General features: G+C 67.1%; 21 protein-coding genes. 7 read left to right on the forward strand and 14 right to left on the reverse strand.

Translation table 11 applies throughout. From position 1 onward, the window contains the following. Positions 1-170: 170 nt before the first annotated feature. Complete coding sequence (locus tag HUS23_06975; protein QKT03569.1) at positions 171-1,649, reverse strand: hypothetical protein; 1,479 nt, start codon at positions 1,647-1,649, stop codon at positions 171-173. Positions 1,650-1,748: 99 nt separating this feature from the next. After that, positions 1,749-2,096, reverse strand: a complete 348-nt coding sequence (locus HUS23_06980) for a hypothetical protein (protein ID QKT03570.1) — start codon at positions 2,094-2,096, stop codon at positions 1,749-1,751. 146 nt (positions 2,097-2,242) lie between these two features. On the opposite strand from HUS23_06980, the gene HUS23_06985 reads away from it, so the two are divergent. Beyond that, positions 2,243-2,827 (forward strand): TMEM165/GDT1 family protein, encoded by a 585-nt coding sequence (locus tag HUS23_06985; protein QKT05005.1) that lies wholly within the window; start codon positions 2,243-2,245, stop codon positions 2,825-2,827. Between the two features lie 41 nt (positions 2,828-2,868). Here HUS23_06985 and HUS23_06990 read toward each other — a convergent pair whose 3' ends face one another. The 6 genes from HUS23_06990 to HUS23_07015 all read right to left on the reverse strand — a co-directional run bounded on the left by HUS23_06990 (position 2,869) and on the right by HUS23_07015 (position 8,081). After that, the gene (locus HUS23_06990) at positions 2,869-4,533 is read right to left on the reverse strand and encodes a cache domain-containing protein (protein ID QKT03571.1); all 1,665 of its coding nucleotides are present in this window, start codon (positions 4,531-4,533) and stop codon (positions 2,869-2,871) included. 164 nt (positions 4,534-4,697) lie between these two features. After that, positions 4,698-5,423, reverse strand: a complete 726-nt coding sequence (locus HUS23_06995; protein ID QKT03572.1) for a DUF72 domain-containing protein — start codon at positions 5,421-5,423, stop codon at positions 4,698-4,700. A gap of 63 nt (positions 5,424-5,486) precedes the next feature. After that, positions 5,487-5,900, reverse strand: a complete 414-nt coding sequence (locus tag HUS23_07000; protein QKT03573.1) for a VOC family protein — start codon at positions 5,898-5,900, stop codon at positions 5,487-5,489. 26 nt (positions 5,901-5,926) lie between these two features. Further along, on the reverse strand, positions 5,927-6,769 hold the full coding sequence (locus HUS23_07005) for a hypothetical protein (GenBank protein QKT03574.1): 843 nt from the start codon (positions 6,767-6,769) through the stop codon (positions 5,927-5,929). Between the two features lie 52 nt (positions 6,770-6,821). Further along, positions 6,822-7,331: a hypothetical protein gene (locus HUS23_07010; GenBank protein QKT03575.1), complete on the reverse strand. Its 510-nt coding sequence runs from the start codon at positions 7,329-7,331 to the stop codon at positions 6,822-6,824. Between the two features lie 192 nt (positions 7,332-7,523). Further along, on the reverse strand, positions 7,524-8,081 hold the full coding sequence (locus HUS23_07015; protein QKT03576.1) for a DUF3592 domain-containing protein: 558 nt from the start codon (positions 8,079-8,081) through the stop codon (positions 7,524-7,526). A 443-nt stretch (positions 8,082-8,524) separates the two neighbouring features. On the opposite strand from HUS23_07015, the gene HUS23_07020 reads away from it, so the two are divergent. Continuing rightward, entirely contained in the window at positions 8,525-8,674 is a 150-nt protein-coding gene (locus HUS23_07020) for a hypothetical protein (GenBank protein ID QKT03577.1), read from the forward strand. Positions 8,675-8,720: 46 nt separating this feature from the next. Here the strand turns inward: HUS23_07020 and HUS23_07025 are convergent, their stop codons facing one another. Beyond that, the gene (locus HUS23_07025) at positions 8,721-9,512 is read right to left on the reverse strand and encodes a methyltransferase domain-containing protein (GenBank protein ID QKT03578.1); all 792 of its coding nucleotides are present in this window, start codon (positions 9,510-9,512) and stop codon (positions 8,721-8,723) included. A 563-nt stretch (positions 9,513-10,075) separates the two neighbouring features. Here HUS23_07025 and HUS23_07030 point away from each other — a divergent pair. The 3 genes from HUS23_07030 (at position 10,076) to HUS23_07040 (ending at position 12,249) form a co-directional block, all read left to right on the forward strand. Beyond that, a complete protein-coding gene (locus HUS23_07030; protein QKT03579.1) occupies positions 10,076-10,417 on the forward strand; it encodes a hypothetical protein in 342 nt (113 codons plus the stop codon). A gap of 196 nt (positions 10,418-10,613) precedes the next feature. Then, positions 10,614-11,414, forward strand: coding sequence for a hypothetical protein (locus tag HUS23_07035; protein QKT03580.1), 801 nt, complete (start codon positions 10,614-10,616; stop codon positions 11,412-11,414). Next, complete coding sequence (locus HUS23_07040; GenBank protein ID QKT03581.1) at positions 11,401-12,249, forward strand: hypothetical protein; 849 nt, start codon at positions 11,401-11,403, stop codon at positions 12,247-12,249. Before HUS23_07035 ends, HUS23_07040 begins: the two co-directional genes overlap by 14 nt. An 87-nt stretch (positions 12,250-12,336) precedes the next feature. Here the strand turns inward: HUS23_07040 and HUS23_07045 are convergent, their stop codons facing one another. Then, positions 12,337-12,807 carry a YbjN domain-containing protein gene (locus HUS23_07045; protein ID QKT03582.1) on the reverse strand — a complete coding sequence of 157 codons (471 nt, stop codon included), beginning with the start codon at positions 12,805-12,807 and terminating at the stop codon, positions 12,337-12,339. 112 nt (positions 12,808-12,919) lie between these two features. Between HUS23_07045 and HUS23_07050 the strand changes: the two genes are divergently transcribed. Further along, positions 12,920-13,129, forward strand: a complete 210-nt coding sequence (locus tag HUS23_07050) for a hypothetical protein (GenBank protein ID QKT03583.1) — start codon at positions 12,920-12,922, stop codon at positions 13,127-13,129. A 135-nt stretch (positions 13,130-13,264) separates the two neighbouring features. On the opposite strand, the gene HUS23_07055 is transcribed toward HUS23_07050, so the two are convergent. Both HUS23_07055 and HUS23_07060 read right to left on the reverse strand, forming a co-directional pair. Beyond that, positions 13,265-13,669: a hypothetical protein gene (locus HUS23_07055; protein QKT03584.1), complete on the reverse strand. Its 405-nt coding sequence runs from the start codon at positions 13,667-13,669 to the stop codon at positions 13,265-13,267. 315 nt (positions 13,670-13,984) lie between these two features. Next, entirely contained in the window at positions 13,985-14,269 is a 285-nt protein-coding gene (locus HUS23_07060; GenBank protein ID QKT03585.1) for a sulfurtransferase TusA family protein, read from the reverse strand. A 337-nt stretch (positions 14,270-14,606) separates the two neighbouring features. Here HUS23_07060 and HUS23_07065 point away from each other — a divergent pair, with 337 nt between their 5' ends. Further along, complete coding sequence (locus tag HUS23_07065) at positions 14,607-15,413, forward strand: class I SAM-dependent methyltransferase (protein ID QKT03586.1); 807 nt, start codon at positions 14,607-14,609, stop codon at positions 15,411-15,413. A 144-nt stretch (positions 15,414-15,557) separates the two neighbouring features. Here the strand turns inward: HUS23_07065 and HUS23_07070 are convergent, their stop codons facing one another. Further along, the gene (locus HUS23_07070; protein QKT03587.1) at positions 15,558-16,220 is read right to left on the reverse strand and encodes a hypothetical protein; all 663 of its coding nucleotides are present in this window, start codon (positions 16,218-16,220) and stop codon (positions 15,558-15,560) included. Between the two features lie 45 nt (positions 16,221-16,265). Continuing rightward, entirely contained in the window at positions 16,266-17,540 is a 1,275-nt protein-coding gene (locus tag HUS23_07075) for a mechanosensitive ion channel family protein (GenBank protein QKT03588.1), read from the reverse strand. Positions 17,541-17,584: the final 44 nt, after the last annotated feature.

Consider the following 17,584-nt stretch of genomic DNA (forward strand, 5'->3'; position numbering starts at 1 on the left):
GGAGTAGCGGGTGGTTGGGGGCGTGGGTCGGGCTGGACGTATCGGTGGAATTGAAGGTGCTGATGAAGAACAACAAACGCCGGCGCGCGTGACGGCGATCTACAAGAGGGCGCGAGGCGCGGCGCCGCCACCGGGCGGTGAGCGACCGACGCCCGGAACCAAGCACCGCGTCAGCACGGGGGACGGTTCGCGCAGGCGGCTTCATAACGCTCGGGAATGCACCGCTTGCCGGCGGCCTTGGCCGCCTCGAACAGGGTTTGCGACTCGGCGCAGCGGCCCTGCTCGGCGCGCAGGTAACCCTCCAGCGCCTCGCGCTCGCCCGGATCCACCGGCCCCTCGAGGCGCGCGAGCAGCGTCTCCGCGGGCTCCCACATGCGCTCGTCGATGAGTAGCGCGATCAGCTTTATGCGATCCATGTTCGTGCGTCGGAGTGCCAGGGTCTCGGCGTCGACCGCATCGCCCGCTTGCGGCCAACCCCCTTCATCGGCCAGCAACATGCGGTCATCCACCGTGAAGGTCGTTCGAAAGCGCGGCGTCTCACTCAGGAAACGCCCTTGCGCGTCGTAGGCCTTGACCGTCACGCTGTACTCGGTCTCCACCGCCTCCGCCTCCACGCTGGGCAATGCCATGAGGGGCAGCGACGTCTCGGCCACGGGGCGCGACAGCACCGGACGGTAGGTGGTGGTCTGTCCCTCGTGCGATACGTGCCACAGCGACAGCACATAGGTTGCGGCCCCGGGGTACGGCTCCCAGCCCAGCGCGTCCTCGGACCAGGAGACGCTCGGCGTGGTGTCGTCGGGAACGAGCAAGCGCACCCGAGGGCGGATCTCGATATCCGGTACCGTGCCGGGCTGGTCGGCCGTGACCTCCACCGCTAGGCCCCGATCCGGGAATGTCGGACGTGGCGCCACGCCGTCGGCGCCCAGTGCGGGCTCCCGGCCGCTGACCATCAGGAACTCACCGGCGGGCTTCGCTCGCCACGCCGTGGCCTGAATCCCGTTCACGCGCCAGGCGCCCGGCTCCACGGCCAGCCGGTAGCGGCCGTCCGCATCCGTGGTGACCGCCGCGCTTTGATAACGCTCGTCGAGAAAAAGCTGCAGTTCCACGCCCGCCGCCGGCTTCCCCTCGTAGAGCACGCGCCCGACCAGGGCGCCGTCCCCCGGCGGGGGCGGCTCGTCGCCGTAGACGGTGTTGCCCCCGTAGCGGACGCTCGCGTGGAAGAACGGCAAGGAGGCGGACGGGCTCCCCGCCTCGCCGAACTCGGTCGGCCCGGCGTTCGCGCGCAGGTAGTAGTTCGCGTACTGCAGCCCGACGCCCATCCCGATCAGGCTCAACAGCAAGGCGCCTACGATGCCCGTCGGCGTCCAGCGGGCGATGGTGGCGCGCGTCCCCCGGTAGCCGTCCCACACCGTGACCGCGACGCTCACCCCCCAGATGACGAGCATGCCGATGGCGAGCAGGCGCACGTAGCGCTGCGCCTCGAAGGGTTCGATCAGCCACATCCCGATGGTCGGGCCGAACCCTAACCACAGCAGACCGAGCGCGAAAAAGAGGATGACGCGGTCCCAACGCTGGTTGACGAAATGGCCACCGATGCCGGTGCCCGCCGAAACGACGGCGGCGCCGGCCGCCTTCACCCACTGAGCCATCTTGTTTTCCTTCTTATCGGCTTCGCTCGGTCGGATGCCGAGCATGGTTTTTTGGTTCGACGACGCTCACACGGCGCCGGTGCGGCGCGCGTCGCACGCTCAGGCCTCGCGCGCCCGAGTGGCCGCGGCGGGTGCGGCGCAATCCGCCTCCAAGGGACGATACAGGAGGGTCATGGGCCTCGCCATCGCATAAAGCCACAGGCCGAGCGCCATCACGCTGCCGAGCACGGCCGTGAATACGAAGGCCATGAACAGCCCCATCAACGGTCCGGCGATCACGGCAATGGGACCGGTGATCGGCTGCTCGTTCCAGCTGAGGGTGGCGAGACCGAATGCGCCCATCACACCCAGCAACAGGAAAATCGGCACGAAGCCGCAGGTGAGACCGATCAAGGTCAATTTGTAGATACTGCCCGTGCCGAGCTTGCGCATACCTATGCTATTCATGTTGCCCCCTCCCCCATTTCGTTACGCGATGCTATCAGCCTCGCCGCGCCGGGCGAAGGCGCGCGGTTCGCGGTGCCGGGTCGTGTATCATCCCGGGCGCCATCGATAGGCCGCTCGGCGGCGGCCCAGGCTTGGAATCCGCTCGCGTGCTCAATCCCGAAGTGCTATCCGTTGCGCTCTCCACCTTCGCCCTGATCGCCCTCGCCGAGATCGGCGACAAGAGCCAACTCGTTTGCATGACCCTGGCGGCGCGCCACCGCGCCTGGCCGGTGCTGCTCGGCGCGTCGGCGGCCTTCGTCGTGCTGAATACCCTGGCAGTGCTGTTCGGCGCCGGGCTGGCGGCGTGGGTCCCGGAGCGGGTGTTGGCGGCCCTGGTGGCGGTGCTGTTCGCGGCGTTCGGGATTCATGCGCTGCGTCAGCAAGATCCGGCGCACAGCGAGGACGTGCCGGTACAGCGTCCGGCGCGGAGCATTTTCCTCAGCGCCCTGCTGCTGATCTTCGTCGCGGAGTTCGGTGACAAGACGCAGCTCGCGGTCGCCGGGCTGGCCGGCAGCCTCTCGCCCGTCCCGGTCTGGCTGGGCGCGACCGGCGCGCTGCTCGCGATTTCCGCTTTGGGCATCTGGGCGGGCCAGACCATACTGAAGCGGCTGCCGATCGTCTGGCTGCACCGCCTCAGCGGCGGCGTGTTCCTTCTGTTCGCGGCCCTGGCGGCATGGCGGGTATTCGCGTAAACCGTGCTTCCTTGGCCGACGCTTCGCGCGTGCCCAGCCTATTAATCCGAGTAAATGCCCGAACCGACGATAAAGGTCTCCGGTCCCGCCTGGACCTTACGCACATAGGTCAGTTTGCGCGCCGGGGTATTGTCGCCGGGCTTGTACCAATACATCTCGCGCCAGGCGGCGCCCGCGCGCATTACCGCGTCGATCTGCTCGCGGATCACCGGACGGCCGTGTGCGTCGCGCAAGGCGAGCAGATTGCGGCCTTCGAGGCTGGGCAGGCCGGCATTGACGAGCTCGGTGCCGTCGGGGCTTTGCACGAACACGTAGGTATCCATGAACACGAACGGGCCGGTGGGGTCGCGTAGCGCGTCGAACGCCGCCCGTCCCTGCGCCTCGATCAGGCTCGCCGCGCGCTGCACCACGTCCTCGACGAAGGCCCGGTCCATCTGCATGTTGTAGATCCCACAGCCGATGGCGTGCGGCTGTCCGGACGGGAACGTCACCCGCTGCACGAAGGTCGACTTCCAGGTCGGGAAGAGGCCGCCCGGGAGGGGGAACATGTAATGGGTCCACCCCTGCCCCGCCTCGCTGCGCGCGACGTCCAGGATCATGCGACCGTAGGGCCGCCCGAGTCCGTCCGTGAGATCGCGCACGTCGACGCCCTCGCCCGTCGGATCGGGTGGCAGGACGACCCGGATTCCGTCCAGGGTGACCACGACCACGTAGACGTCATCGTAGAACCACTTGGAGCCCGGACGGCGCAGCTCCTCATAGGCCGCTTCACCCTCGGCCTCCAGTTTGGCCGCCGCCTCCCGCACCAGCGCGATGACCTCCGCCGCGGAGATCTTCGGCGCCGGCGCCGCCTGCTTGGGCGCGTCAGCCAGATAGACGCCGCAGCCGACCAGCACCCACTGCCCGTTCAGCTTGGCCTTCGCCACGTAGGTCGACTTCTGCGTGGACGCGCTCTCCCCCGGCTTCGGCCACAGGTAGTCCACCCAACCGGCCCCCTCCTCGGCCACGCGCGCGAGCATCTCGCGCACGATGTACTCGCCCTGGGTATCCTGCACCGACGAAAGGTCACGCCCCTCGAGCGTCGGAAACCCCGGATGGACCAGCGCCTGCCCCTGCAGGTCGAGCACGAAGACGTAGGCGTCCTTCGCCATGAACGGCCCGGCGGGCTCGCGTAGCTGCGCCAGGGCGGATTCGCCGCCCCGCTCCAGGGCGGCCACGGCGTCGCTGACCATGTCGACCACGAAGGCGCGCTCCATACGGTCGTCGTACATGCCGGCGCCGACGATATACGTCCGCCCCGACGGCGCCTGCACCTGCCGCACATAGCTGCTCTTCCAGCGCGGCAGCAGGCCGCCGGGCACCGGCCACTGATAGTGGTACCAGCCTGCGGGTCGGTCGGGGAACGCGGTGGCGGCACGGATCAAGCCGCCGACGATCGGCTTGCCCTGCACGTCCTTCAGCGCCAGTGTGTTATGCCCGGCTAGCGCCGAGTCAGGGTGTACGTGCATGTGCCCTTCCGGGTCGAGCACGAACACGTAGGTCTCGTCTTGCCGCCAGCGGCTGCTGGGCACGGCGAGCGCGGCGAAGGCGGCTTCGCCGTCGGCGGCCACGCGCGCGGCGGCCGCCTCCACCAGGGCGACCAGGTCGCGCGTCTCCTGGTGGTTGTAATCCCCCGGTGCGCCGGTGCGGTCGCTCGACGTGCTCATGACCCTGGTTCCTCGAAGCCAAGACGGCGCGACAGCAGACGCGCCGCGTGAGACGCACGGCGGCGCGTCTGCCGCGGCGCGAAGAATGGGCCGGGGCGAGATCACCAGGCCGCATCGCAAAGCTTAGGAAGCGCGGGGGAGGCTTTCCAACGCCGGCGGCGGGCTCAACCCGCGCGCGCCACGTAGCGTTTCAGATCCCGCGCATTGGCGACGGCGTAGCCGTACAGGTCGTTGTTGAAGTACGCGTACACATCGTGCCCGTCGGCACGCAGCGCCGCGATGCGGCGCGCCTGTGCAGAGAGGTACTGGCTGCTGTAGTTCCCGTCGTGGGTGGCCCGGCCGTGGAAGCGCAGGTACACGAAGGGCGCGGTCAGCCGCCAGGGGTGATCTTCCAGCATGTCGTGGATACACAGTGCGACCCGGTGGCGCGCCAGCAGCGCGTACACGTCATCGGTCAACCAGCGCGCGTCGCGCAGTTCCAGCACCCAGCGCTGGCCCGGCGGCAGCGCCTGCAGAAAGCCCTCCAGGCGCGTGAGATTCAGTCCCCAGCGCGGCGGCAGTTGTACCAGGATCGGGCCGAGGGACGAACGCAGATGGCGCGCGCGCCCGATGAAACGCTGGATCGGCTCCTGCGGGTCCTTGAGGCGCTTCATGTGCGTGCCGTAGCGGCTGAACTTCACCGCGTAGCAGAAGCCCGGCGGCGCCTGCGAGCGCCAGGCATCGAAGGTCTCGGCCTCGGGCAAGCGATAGAAGGTGTTGTTGATCTCGACCGTATCGAAGTGCTGCGCGTAATGCGCAAACCACCCGCGCTTGGGAACGTCCTGCGGATAGAACACGCCGCGCCAGTGGTCGTATTGGTATCCCGAGGTTCCGATGCGTACCACCGCCACTGTGCCTCCTCGCGGCCGCCCGCGCCGCGACCGTCTACGGGAGTCTAGTCCGGGCGCGGCACGCTAGGTCGCGTAGTCGCCGCGGTACTCAGCGCTGGGCGCGGTGGCCTGTACGATGTCGAGATGCACGCCGTTCGGGTCACGTGCGCAGAAGTGGCGCTGGCCCCAGTCCTCGCTGCGCAGCGCCAACACGATGTTCAAGCCGGCCTCCTGCGCGTAGGCATACGCCGCCTCGGCGTCATCGACCTCCAGACTGAAGATCGCCCCGTTACCGCTGTAGGCGGTGTGGAAGATCGGGGGCTGGGTCGGCTGCTCCGGCAGCAGGAAACCGAGCTGCACGCCGCTGCGGGACACCAGGTGCAGATACCAATCGTTGGCGAACACCGGCGTGAACCCGAAGTGCCCGGTGTAGAACGCGCGAGCGGCGCCCAGATCCGTGACGATGAACACGGGAAACGAGTTGTTCGGTTCGATCATGAACGTGCCTCTCTCGACCGCTGCGCCTAAAGGTAGTCGACCATGCCGGCGAGTCCCGCTTCGCCCGCACGGCCGTTGCGATATCCGCGGCCGCCCGCACCGCCGGCACCGCCTTGCACATTCACCGTCGGCAGATCACCCGCGATACGCGCGGCCTTGACCACCAAGCGGCCCCCCTCGCCGCCGGGTGCCCCGCCGCCCCCACCCGCCGGGCCCGTCCCCACCGCGCCGCCGCCGGTACCGGCCCCGCCGTTCACCCCGGCGGGTCCATCCAAGCCGGCCAGCTCGATGCGCCCGCCGGTGGCGTCGAAGCTGCCACCGACGTAGAGGTACAGCAATCCGCCGTTGCCCGCGCGCAGGCGCCGGCCGCCATCGCCGCCGTCGCCGTGCGGGCGATGCCCCCCGCTGCGGCCGCCGCGCCAGGCCGAGGCATCGCCGCCGGGCTGCATGTTGGGTCGGCCGTTGAATCCGGCGCCGCCGCCACCCCCGCCGTGGTCCGCGGTGCCGTGGGCGCCGCGCCCGCCCCGATTGCCGACGCCCTTCGACCCGCCGTCGCCTCCGTCACCGCCCAGGTTGTCCTGCACGAAGCGGTGGCGCATCCGTTCGCCGTCCGGCGCCTGCGCCTCGACGGGGTCGGTGGTGGAATGAAAGCCCCGAAACACGATCGTGCCGTACACCCGCGCATCGCCCTCGCAGTGCAGGATCAACCACTGGCGGGCATTCTCGGCGATGCTCAGGATGCCGCCGGGCGCGATCGCGATGTTCGCGTAGCGGTAGGTGCGCGCGGGCAGGGTCAGTGTTTCGCCCGCCGCGATCTCGAGCGTGGGCAGGGTTTCGGGCGCTGACGCGGGATCATGAGCAGAGGGCATGGCATTACCTTTACTGTTGGAGTTCTTGATCAACGGGATGACGCGCGGTTCGTCAACGGCACCAAAGCCCCTCGCGCGTCGGCGAAGGCAGCCCGGTACGCAGCGAAAACTCGGCGCCCCGCGCGGGTGTGTCCAGCGGGTGGCCGGTCAGCAGTCGCCACCCGACCCGGTCGGCACGTTCGGAATCGTCGACCACGTGCACCGCGTATCGCTCGTTCGGCTCGATGTGGGGCATGGTGAACGTAGAGTTGCGCCACTGGCCGCCGCGGTGGCGGAAGTACAGGGTGAACGAGGCGGGACGCCCGGCGGGAATCAGCACCGTGGTGGGCGCTTCGCTGGTGCCCACCGGGCGGGCGACGATGCCGAGTTTGTGGTAGCAGTTCTGTGCCGACCGATAGGTGGAGACCTGCATCTCGTGGGAGCTGTCGTTGGCGATCAGGAAGTGGGCGGTCGGGCCCGAGGTCGGCGCCACGTACCGTCCACTGAAGCTGTTGGGCGGCGCGCAGCCCTGCAAGAACAACAGCAGCAAAGCGAATAACGCAACCCACACAATCCGGCGCATAACAGTCCTCCTCGTCCGGTTGTTCTTATCGCGAAGATGGCGTGTGCCCTTTCTCCGTCTCGTATGCGAACTGGCGGCAGGCACCGGCGCGTTGCGAGCTGTGCCAAGGCGCGCCTTATCGATCATACGCACGCCGCAAAGATCGGCAAAATGCGTGGCGTCGAAACCGCCTGGGCGGTGCCGCCGAGCGCGTTAGTTGATGTGCAACAGGCCCAACCACAGCGCAAGGCAAACGAAGCCGGCGGCGATCACGCTCACGTGGTGCGCCCGCCGGCGCTTGCTGAGCGTCCGGCAGATCACCGCGCTGCCCGGCTGCGCCGGGTCGTAATAAATCGGGATCGTAGTGCCCCAGCGCTGCCAATCGCGCGGCTCGGTTTCGCCGCGCCACAGGTTTTCGCGCTCGAAGCTCACGCGGGTGCTCGCGTACGGGGTGTCGCCGACGGTGTAGCGGTATTCGGCGAGGGGATAGAAGTACCGCGGGACGTAGCTTCCGCCCGTGGGGATCGTCACCCAGGTTTCCTCCAGCCGCTCGAGTGTGGCGACGGTCTGCGGCCAACGGCGCGCACGGAAGTACGGATACAGGCCGCGTGCGCCCCAGCCGACCAGCCCCAGCGCGAGCACCAGGGCCAGGTGATGCGCCTGCGCGGGGAAGGCGAACACGACCGGCGCCGCCACGGCCAACAGCCCGAGGGCCACGCCCAGCCCTTTCGCGACGCGGATGAACGTATGGGGCGTCGGATCGTCGTTCATCGTCTCAGCCGAGGAGCTAAGCCAGCAGCGCCGCGCCCACGGCGATCAGGCCGCAGTGCACTCACGTCATTCGCGCCGCCGCATGCATGCGGCGGTGCCACGCGCGCCCGCGCGCGATCGCGAGCAAAAGGCCCGACGAGGTAACGAGGTAGGTGTCGTCCACTTCCACCGTCCCACAACCCCATGGACAGCACCGTCACCACCACCAGCGCGAGACCCGAGAGCATGCCGCCCCTCTGCGTACAAAGGCGAGGCGAGTCATCAGGCACGCAACGCCCCACGCGAGCTCGGCTTGCGCCTCAGCGCTCGCTCGCCTACCTTCGCCCAAGGCTGCAGCGATGCCGGGGCATGGAGCAGGACCACGCGCCCGCCGCACGCAGCCACGAGCGGAGGCGAACGCAAGCCACCGGGTGCCGCAGATCCGAGCAGGAGCAGGTGCGAGCGTGGGCAGCAAGGTCGGTAACGTGAAGCGGGGCATGCAGGGTTCCCGAAACGGCAGAAGCCGCTTCGAGCGCACCGAGGTGCTGAAGAAACAGAGCAAGAAGCTACTACGGCAGCTCGGGAAGCAGGAATCCGAAGAAACGCGCGGCTGAACGTGGGCGGCGCGATCAAAACAACCCGATGGCCAGCGCTCGCCCGTCATGTCGACGCCCGTCGGGGCGGCGCCTCGCGTCGGCGCGCGATGAAGAACTCATAGGCATAGTAGGCCGAGTAGCGCCGGTGCAGCTTCGGCTCCTCGGCGATTTGCTCGAGTAGGGCGAGGGCCTCTGGATCCCGCGCGTACTTTCCACGCAGAGCATCAATGCGCGCCTCCATCGGGGTATAGAAGTCACGCCACCACGCCGCTTCCGGCAGGGTGAAGTGGCCGAGCACATCGAATCCGGACGCCGCAAGCGTTGCCAGCACATCTTCCACCCGACCCATGGTCGGATACTCCTCGGCGAAAGCCGATGCCAGTTCAGGTGGCCGATCGTCTTTGCGCCATACCGCGTCGGTGAATACGAGCTGACCGCCGGGGCGCAGAAGGCCATGACAGACCCGCAACGCATTTTCGAGCCCGATGCTATAGAGCGCGCCTTCGGACCAAATGAGGTCGAAGCTCTCGGGTGGCTGGTGCAGATGAGCCATGTCGCCGACCAGGGCCACAACGCGATCCGCAAGGCGGTGCCTGGCAATGCTGGCGTTGAGGCGCTCGATGCTGGGCGCGTGGTTGTCGACAGCCACGATGCGTCCGGTGGTAAGTTCCGCGAGATAGAGGGTCTGCGCGCCCACGCCGCAACCCAGGTCGAGGATCAGGGGCGAGGGTGGCAAGGCTCGACAAAGGCTGAGCGCCCGCTCGGCGCTCGCGCGCTCGCCGGGGCCTTGGCGTGGCAAGGCCTCGAACACTTCGAAGAAAATGTCGCTGAATCGCCGAGAACGGTCAGACGTCATGCGGCATGGCTGCTCAGACTGTCGCGAGATGGATGTTGTGATCAGAGACGCCGTCCATGGTGCCCAGTTTCGCACAAATTGCGTGCAAGCCTGAACGACGCTAACGCAAGCGCCAAGCCTGCGTCCGCACAGCTTTAGCTGCCGGACGAGCGACGGGCGTCACGACAGGCTGGCGCCGGCGCGCTCCCGAGCTGATCAGATCGTAGCGCCGCGCTCTTGCTTGAGCCTCTTCAACCGCGTTTGGCGCGCAGATCGTCATCCCCGGCCCCTCCCGCAGTACAAAGGTACTCCTCGTGGGCAAATGACGTCCTTCCTGCGCGCGGGCGGCCGTGCGGGACGATGCGGAACCGCGGTGGGCGTATTCGCCCCGGCGACACGCACTTCCGCAAACGACTCGCCAACTCGCTGATCCGGCACAACGCGTGCGCCTGGATCGTCTTCAACACCGGCATACCCAACCTTGGGGATGCGGGCGCACGGAACTTGGCGTAGTTTCCCGCATCAAGTCGTCGCGCGCGGTACATGGCCGGGCGCGGCTATTCCACTGGCACCGGAGAAGCAACATGCGTAGACCTTTCTTTGCTGCTCTCGCCGCCTGTGCGCTTATGGCACCGGCCCACGCGAGCAACTACCTGCCCTTTAACCACACCGGTCACGGTCAGATGGCCTGCCGGTCGTTCATCAGCGTGCCCGGCAAGGGCGATACGCCGTACTGGTCGGACATCTTCGCGACCAATGAGTCCGGCTATGACGTGATGCCCAAGTTCGAGGCATTCGTCCGTCAGAGCTACGGCGCGATAGGGCGCATCCACGCCCCCACCTGCTTCAAGTTCGCGTCCACGGCCGATGCCGAGCGCATGATCCAGACCCATCCGCCCGGCGTCAGTACGCGCTGGCGGCAGTAGACGCGGCGGTACCGGAAACCGTTCACATCCTGTCGTCGGCTTTTGCCCCCGTTGGCCTTCCTCGGGGGCCGCATGCGCTTCGTGATGTTTTCGCCGGTGGGCCGAGACAGGACCGCCGGGAGCGACATTGCTCGCAGAAGGGGGGGTTGCCTATCTTCTATGATGCAGCCTCACCTGGAGCGTATGGAGACCGGCAATGGGCTTCGCGGGTTGGACACGAGTGATCGGAAGCGCGGTGTTGCTCATCGCGCTTAGCGGCTGCGACCTGGAGTTCATCATCGGCGGCGGCGGGTCGTCCGACGTCACGCCGTCCGACTGGTGGAAGTGCCCGGAACGCCTCGGCGGGAGCTGGACCTTCGGCCGCGCGCCCTACGGCTGCGACGTCGAGCAGTTTGCCAGCGCCGCGACCGTGCGCGCACAGTTCGGCGCACACATCTTCGATGACGAGCAGTCACAGGAGGTGGAGCGCGTCCGCTACATGGGCGGGTTATACACCTTTCTCGGCGACCGGGCCGCCGCCTACTTACGCGACCGCCGCAGCGGCGTGAGCGACGCCGAGGTGGAGGCGTGGCGCCACGCCGTCTATACCACCGCCCACCAGGAGAGCTTCTGGACCCATTACCGCGAGGCGCACACGGGGCTGCGCCGCCTGCTCACCATGTTGCGCGGCGACAACGGCCACGGCCATGGGCTGATGCAGATCGATGACCGCTGGCATACCGACCCCATCCGCTCCGGGGTGGGCTGGCACCTCGAAGACAACCTGATCTACGCCCTGGATATCTACTACGACGGCTGGCGGCGCGCGGAGACGGCGGATTGCGTTAGCTTCGCGGAGGATTGGGAGGCACGCGCCCGCGCCGCCTACTCGGCCTACAACGGCGGCCCCGCGCAGATCTGCCGCTGGACCGACCCGAACCATCGCTGGTCACAGAACGACGCAGGCTTCCACGACAAGTACCAGCGGCAGGAATGGCTAAACTATGTCGCCGGCTAAGGAGCGCGGGAGCCGGCGACTGATCATCGGGCTCGGCGTCGCGGTCGTCGTGCTCGGTCTACTGTACGCCGGGTGGCAGGCCTGGGGGCCGCGCGATGACGGCGCGCCCGACGAGGCCGCACGTACGGAAACGGTGCGACCGGCTGACCGGCCCCCGGACGGACCACAGCAGGAAGTGGACCCGACGCGCGAGGCCCCGCCGTTCGAGGATGCGGCCCCCGCCGAGGAGGCGGACGAGATCGCGTGGGATGCACTCCAAGCGCACGAAGTCCTCGCCCACATGCGCGCAGTATGGGAATGCTATGCGAACGCCGACTGCACCCTGGGCGCGGACACCGACCCGCGTGCCGAATACTTCGAGGCGGGGGAGCGTCTCGCCGCCGCCATGCGCGCCCTTAATGAACAACACCGCGACCACCGGATCAGCGATCCCGAACTCGCCGCCGCGGCACTGGAGGTCCTGGCGTACGACAGCGGGCCCGCACGCGCCGAGGCCATTCAGGCGCTACGCGCGCTACCGCCTTCGGACGCGCACCTCGACGCACTCCTCACCACGCTGGATCAGCATCACGACGAGAAACTGTTCGAGCTCGCTCTGCCCGATCTGCAACGCTATGCCGAACAGGGCCGCCGCGATGAGGTGGACGAATTTCTGCAGTCCAACCTACGCCGCGGCGCCCAGTTCCCGGCGCGCACCATCGCGCGCCAACTCGGCCCGTTTCTGACGCCCGAGAACATCGCGGAGTACCGCGCCCTCGCCGAGGAACTGCCGGAGGATAGCCGCCACAGGGCGCTGCTCATGGAGACGTTGGCGGAGTACGAAGGCTCGGACTGACCGCGCCCGTTGGGCGAGGGCGAATCTGCTTTCCGCGTCGTCAATACGGTCCTCCAGCAGGCGATGGCTCGCCGAGCCCGCCGGTCGCTACTGCGCGTCGACGACCTCGGCCAGAAACTGACCGTGCACCTGGAGGTAGGTGCGTACGGCGTCGCGCAAACGCGCCCTGGTGATGCCGCCGGCGACGTCCACATCCATCTCCAACGCCGGATCACCATCACTATCCAGAAAGGCCTTGGTGAACAGCCGCGTGCGGTTCCACTCGTTGACGTCCTGCAGCGTAACGGCGGTGTCGGCCATGGCGGAGTAAAAACGCAGCACCGTATAGTCGTTCTCGCGCACGAAGGCCACCACGTTGTAACCGTTCAGGCTGAACAGAATGTCGTCGTCATCGTCGGCGCGGGCGTCGGCGACGCCCTCGCCCTTGAGCACGCTGACCACCTGCGCAGAGGTCAGTTTGCCGATGACTCGCTCGGACCCGTGGGCCGTCGACGACAGGAGTAAGGCGAGGGCCATACAGCACCACAGCGTGGCCGCTCTCGAGATCAGTGTTTGCATTATTGTTATTCTCTCGGACCTGGAAGGACCCGGGCATTATACATCTGCGCGGGCGTGAAGCATGCCGGTCAATCGCGTAGCATGGACCGCAGCTCGCTATTACTCAGGTCCTATGACGCTCAAGATCCTCACGTTCCTCGCCCTGGTCGGCTTCGCCTGGTGGCGCCTACGGCGCTTTCTCTACGGCAGGACCCTGCAGAAGCAGGGGATAAAGAGACCTGAGCCGCAAGGTATCCGCCCGATTGCCATTTTTGCCGGGGCCATGGTGGCGGTGTATGCCGGGGTCCTACTATGGCACATGCTCGGTTTCGCGGCGCCGTGATGTAGCCGTTCGCCGGCCCTTGAGTTAGCCGAGACACACCGCGAGTGAATCGGTGCGCGCAGCTTGACGGAGGGATTGCCGCGACACGGATACCGGACGCGCGCGGGAGCACAGAATCCGCAGGCTGAGTCCCAACTACGGTCGCGGCGCGTCCACTTCGACGGCGTAGGCGGAAATGCCGACAAGCCGCAGGCCGGCGCAGGTGCCAGAGACGTGGGTATCGGCACCGCCCACGTTGAATCGCAACCTGCCTTCCTCGGCCTGCTCCACCGTCAATGCGGCCGCGGTGGACACGCCGAAGCCCCGTAACGCTAGGTCAGTGACGGCCAAGAAATCGAGGGTGACCTGCGCGGTATTCGCGCTCGGCGCCCACCGCCTGGGCGGACGGTCGGGAAACCGCGCCAAGTCAGCGCGAAGGCGCATGGTGGGGCCCTCGCGGTGCAGCGTGACTTCCAGTACGTCCATGCGCTCCAGGCCATGGCTAGAGGCATACAGCGTGGCCACCGCCTCTCGGTTCATCAGACAGTCGATCCAAATCATGCTCGCGCGGACTCCTGTGCCCAATGCTGACTGCGCCCTAGGCCCTTTCTGCCGGAACTGAGACAGGAGGTCAATGGCCCAGACGACGGGGTTGCTTGCCATGCGCACGTCACGCGACCTGCGCAGCGCCGGCGCGTGGTGAGCCACCGAAAGGTCGCGGATGCGCATCGGAACGAGCGCCACGTGCACGAAGTCTTCGATGCCGTTGCTGAAACGCACGAGAGCGATGGCGCCGCCAAGGAGTGCCCGCCCGAGATCCTGACGTACTTGTAGTTCGAGGTGGTTCCCCTCAAGCCCTGGTGCTTCGCGGCCGACCTACTTCACGACCGATATCGTCCATGCGTCTCCGTCTTGACGCATCCCCTTGAAGGTGTATCCCTTTTCCTTGCACCAGGCCTTCACGTCATCGCCACACGGCGCGTAGGTGGTAACAAGCACCGCGGAGGTGCCCACGTCGAGCGCGTCCATCGCGTTGTTGATCGACAGAAGGTAACCCGGACACGTCTGCCCGCGTACGTCGATGGACACGCGTCCGTCATCGAGCCGAAGAACCTCGGCGAAGATGGTTTTCTTCTCATCCTTCTTGCGAAATAGCCACATTCTCAACCCTCTTCTTGAGCTCGTGGAGCAGCATGAAGCGCAAAGCGCTTGACCCGCCGCTGTCTATCATAACGTGAGGCGTGCGCTCATGCTTTTGCATGCATGAGGCGCTCCAACTGACGCGGACGCGCCGGGTAGCCATGTGTACGGGGGATCCACGCGCGTCCGCGGCGGGTGTCGATGTTGCGCCCTCCCGCCCCGCCGTGAGGCGGGGGCTGCCCCGCGCCGGATGCACGCCATTGACTCCTGTTGCGCTAGACTGAATGGATCGCCTCAAGGCGATCAGGGCGCGTCGGGACGCTGCGGACGCACCCCGCTCCGACGACGGGAGCCGCGAATGAGCGACCAACCTGCGAATTATGAAGCCATCACCGCGCGCCAGCAGGAAGCATGGGCCACGGGCGATTTCAATCAGGTGGCGCGACAGAACGTGTGTATGGCCGAAGCGCTGTGTGACGCGCTGGATCTGCGCGCCGGGCAGCGGGTGCTCGACGTGGCCTGCGGCAGCGGCACGGCGGCGCTGGTGGCGGCGAGACGGTATTGCGATGTAGCAGGCATCGATTATGTCCCCGCCTTGATCGAGCGCGCGAAGCGGCGAGCGGAGGCGGACGGACTGGATGCCGAATTTCAGGTCGGTGACGCGCAGGCGTTGCCATTCTCCGCTGGGAGCTTCGACGCGGTCGTGTCCGTGTATGGCGTGCAGTTCGCCGCCAACCAAGCACAGGCTGCCCAGGAGATGCTGCGCGTCTGTCGTCCCGGCGGGAAGATTGGCCTGGCCAGCCCCATGCCCGAAGGCTGGAGCGGTGACTTCTTCGCGGTCAATGCCAAGCACGTGCCGCCACCGCCCGGCGTGGAGCCACCCCTGCGCTGGGGCACCGATCAAGGGTTGGAGGCCCTACTCGGGGCGGATACGGTATCGATCAGCAGTCAGAAGCGTACCGCGCTGCAGTACTACCGCTCCATCGATCATGCGGTGGACGTCTTCATGACCTATTTCGGCCCCGTGGTACGGGCCTCCGCAGTGGCTGCCAAACAAACGCTGCACGACGACCTCAGTGCGGTGTTCCGCAAGTACAACCGCGCGACCGATGGAACCGCGGTCATCGAGAACACCTATCTCCTAACCACCGCGCTGCGTTCCTGACGACGCGCCGCCGAGTACTTCTGCTACAGCCTCGGGGTGCACGGGACCCGTGCCGCTTGGCGAGGGGGGCGCCCGGTTGCTCACCGCTACCAGCCGAGTTTCTCCCGTAGCTGGACTTCCCTCTGGATGGATTTCACGCACGTTCTAGGACTGAAGCTCGATGTTCCAGCCCGTCAGGCTGCACGCCAGGCGCACGTGCTGGCTCCGCTGCGCGTGCGACATGGGGCGCTGCAGCAGGGCAAGCTTCACGCGCAGCGCGTGCGCTTCGTGATCTACCGAAACGGTGCGCACGCGCAGCGGCAGGAGCGCCTCGCGCGCGAAGGCCTCGATGTCCTCGCTGAAGCGCACGAGGTCGACGGTCTCACCATGGAGTTGCTCGGTCACGCGCCGCACCTGCGCGCCGCCGACGCCCGCGCAGGTTTCAATGGGGTCCAGTCCCGGCACCAGCGCCCGCAGCGCCAGCTTGGCGCGGCTGCCCGCCTCGCGCGCGACCGCCTGGATGGCGACTGCGCCCTCGCGGATCTCGGGCACCGCGTTCTCGAACACCCGCACCAGGAACATCGGCGCCGCGCGCGACAGACGCGCCGTCACGCCCGCCGGCGTCACGACGGCTTCGACCAGGTAGGCATCGATGCGCTCGCCCGGCTGGAAGCGCTCACCCGGGATCGCCTCCGCCTCGGGCAACACCCCCGTCACCTCCCCCAGATCGACGTGCAGCGCACCCTGCACCTGCTCGCGGACGATGCCCGCCACGAGCGCGCCTTCGAGGTTCTTGAACTTTTCGAAGACTTGACTCTTGGCGTGCATGTCGAACCTCTTCTACGGCGCTGCGGCTGCGCACGCGCGCGACGCTCAGAAACCCACCGGCAGGCGCGGCGCGTCCGCCGGCGCACCAAGCTGCTGGAGTGCCAGTCGCACGTCGGGGCCGCTCGGCTGCTGAAACACCTGCAGGCCGAACTCGGGCAGGATGGCGAGCAGGTGGTCGAAGATGTCCGACTGGATGCCTTCGTAGACCGCCCAGGCGGTGGAGCGGGTGAAGCAGTAGACCTCCAGTGGCAGCCCTTGCGGCCCGGGGTTCAGCTGGCGCACGATCAGGGTCATCCCTTGATGGACGTCGGGATGCTTGCGCAGATAGCGCTCGGTGTAGGCGCGGAAGGTGCCGATGTTGGTGACCTGGCGGCGATTGATCGGGTCGAGCCCCTGCGCCATCAGGGTGTCGTTCCATGCGCGCAACTCCAGCTCCTTTGCATCCAGATAGTCCGCCAGCACCGCAAAGCGGCGCAGGTTGTCCTGTTCGGACTCGGACAGAAATCGGACGCTGTTCTGATCGATGTACAGCGCGCGCTTGATCCGTCGTCCGCCGCTCTCCTGCATGCCGCGCCAGTTCTTGAACGAATCGGAGATCAAGCGCTTGGTAGGAATGGTGGTGATGGTGCGGTCCCAGTTCTGGACCTTGACCGTATGCAGAGCGATGTCGATAACGTCGCCGTCCGCGTTGAGCTGCGGCATTTCGATCCAGTCGCCCACGCGCACCATATCGTTCGAGGAGAGCTGCACACTCGCAACCAGCGATAGCAGTGTGTCCTGAAACACCAACATCAACACCGCCGCCATGGCGCCCAAGCCGGAGAGCAGAATCAGCGGCGAACGGTCGAGTAGCGAGGCGATGATCAGAATCGCCGCGACGGCGTACACGACGATCTGGACCACCTGCAGGTAGCCCTTGATCGGCCGATGTTTGGCGTCGGGTCGACGGCAGTAGATCGCGTTGACGCTGTGCAACAAGGCGCCGATCGCCAGCGCGAGGGTCAAAACGATGTAGGCGTTGCTGACGTTGCGCACCACCACCACGGCCGCGTCCGCCAAGCCGGGCACCGCGCCGATACCCGCCCACAGCACCAGGGCGGGCACGACGTGCGCCAGGCGGACCAGTACCGTGCCCAGCCCGAGATCCGCATCCTGCCCCAGAGTGGTCGCCTGCAACATGCGGCGCGCCGCCCGCATCAGCACGTGCTTGGTGATGAAGTTCGCGAACCACACCGCCAGCAAGAGCAGGCTGATGGCGATGAGCGTGTAGACCCAGGGCTGACCGTCGGCCCACGTAATGAACCATTCGGGGTAAGACATGTTCTACCGGCCTCTTGCGACGGGCGGACGACGCGCAGAGCGCC

The organism is Ectothiorhodospiraceae bacterium 2226, from assembly GCA_013348725.1.
GTDB lineage: Bacteria > Pseudomonadota > Gammaproteobacteria.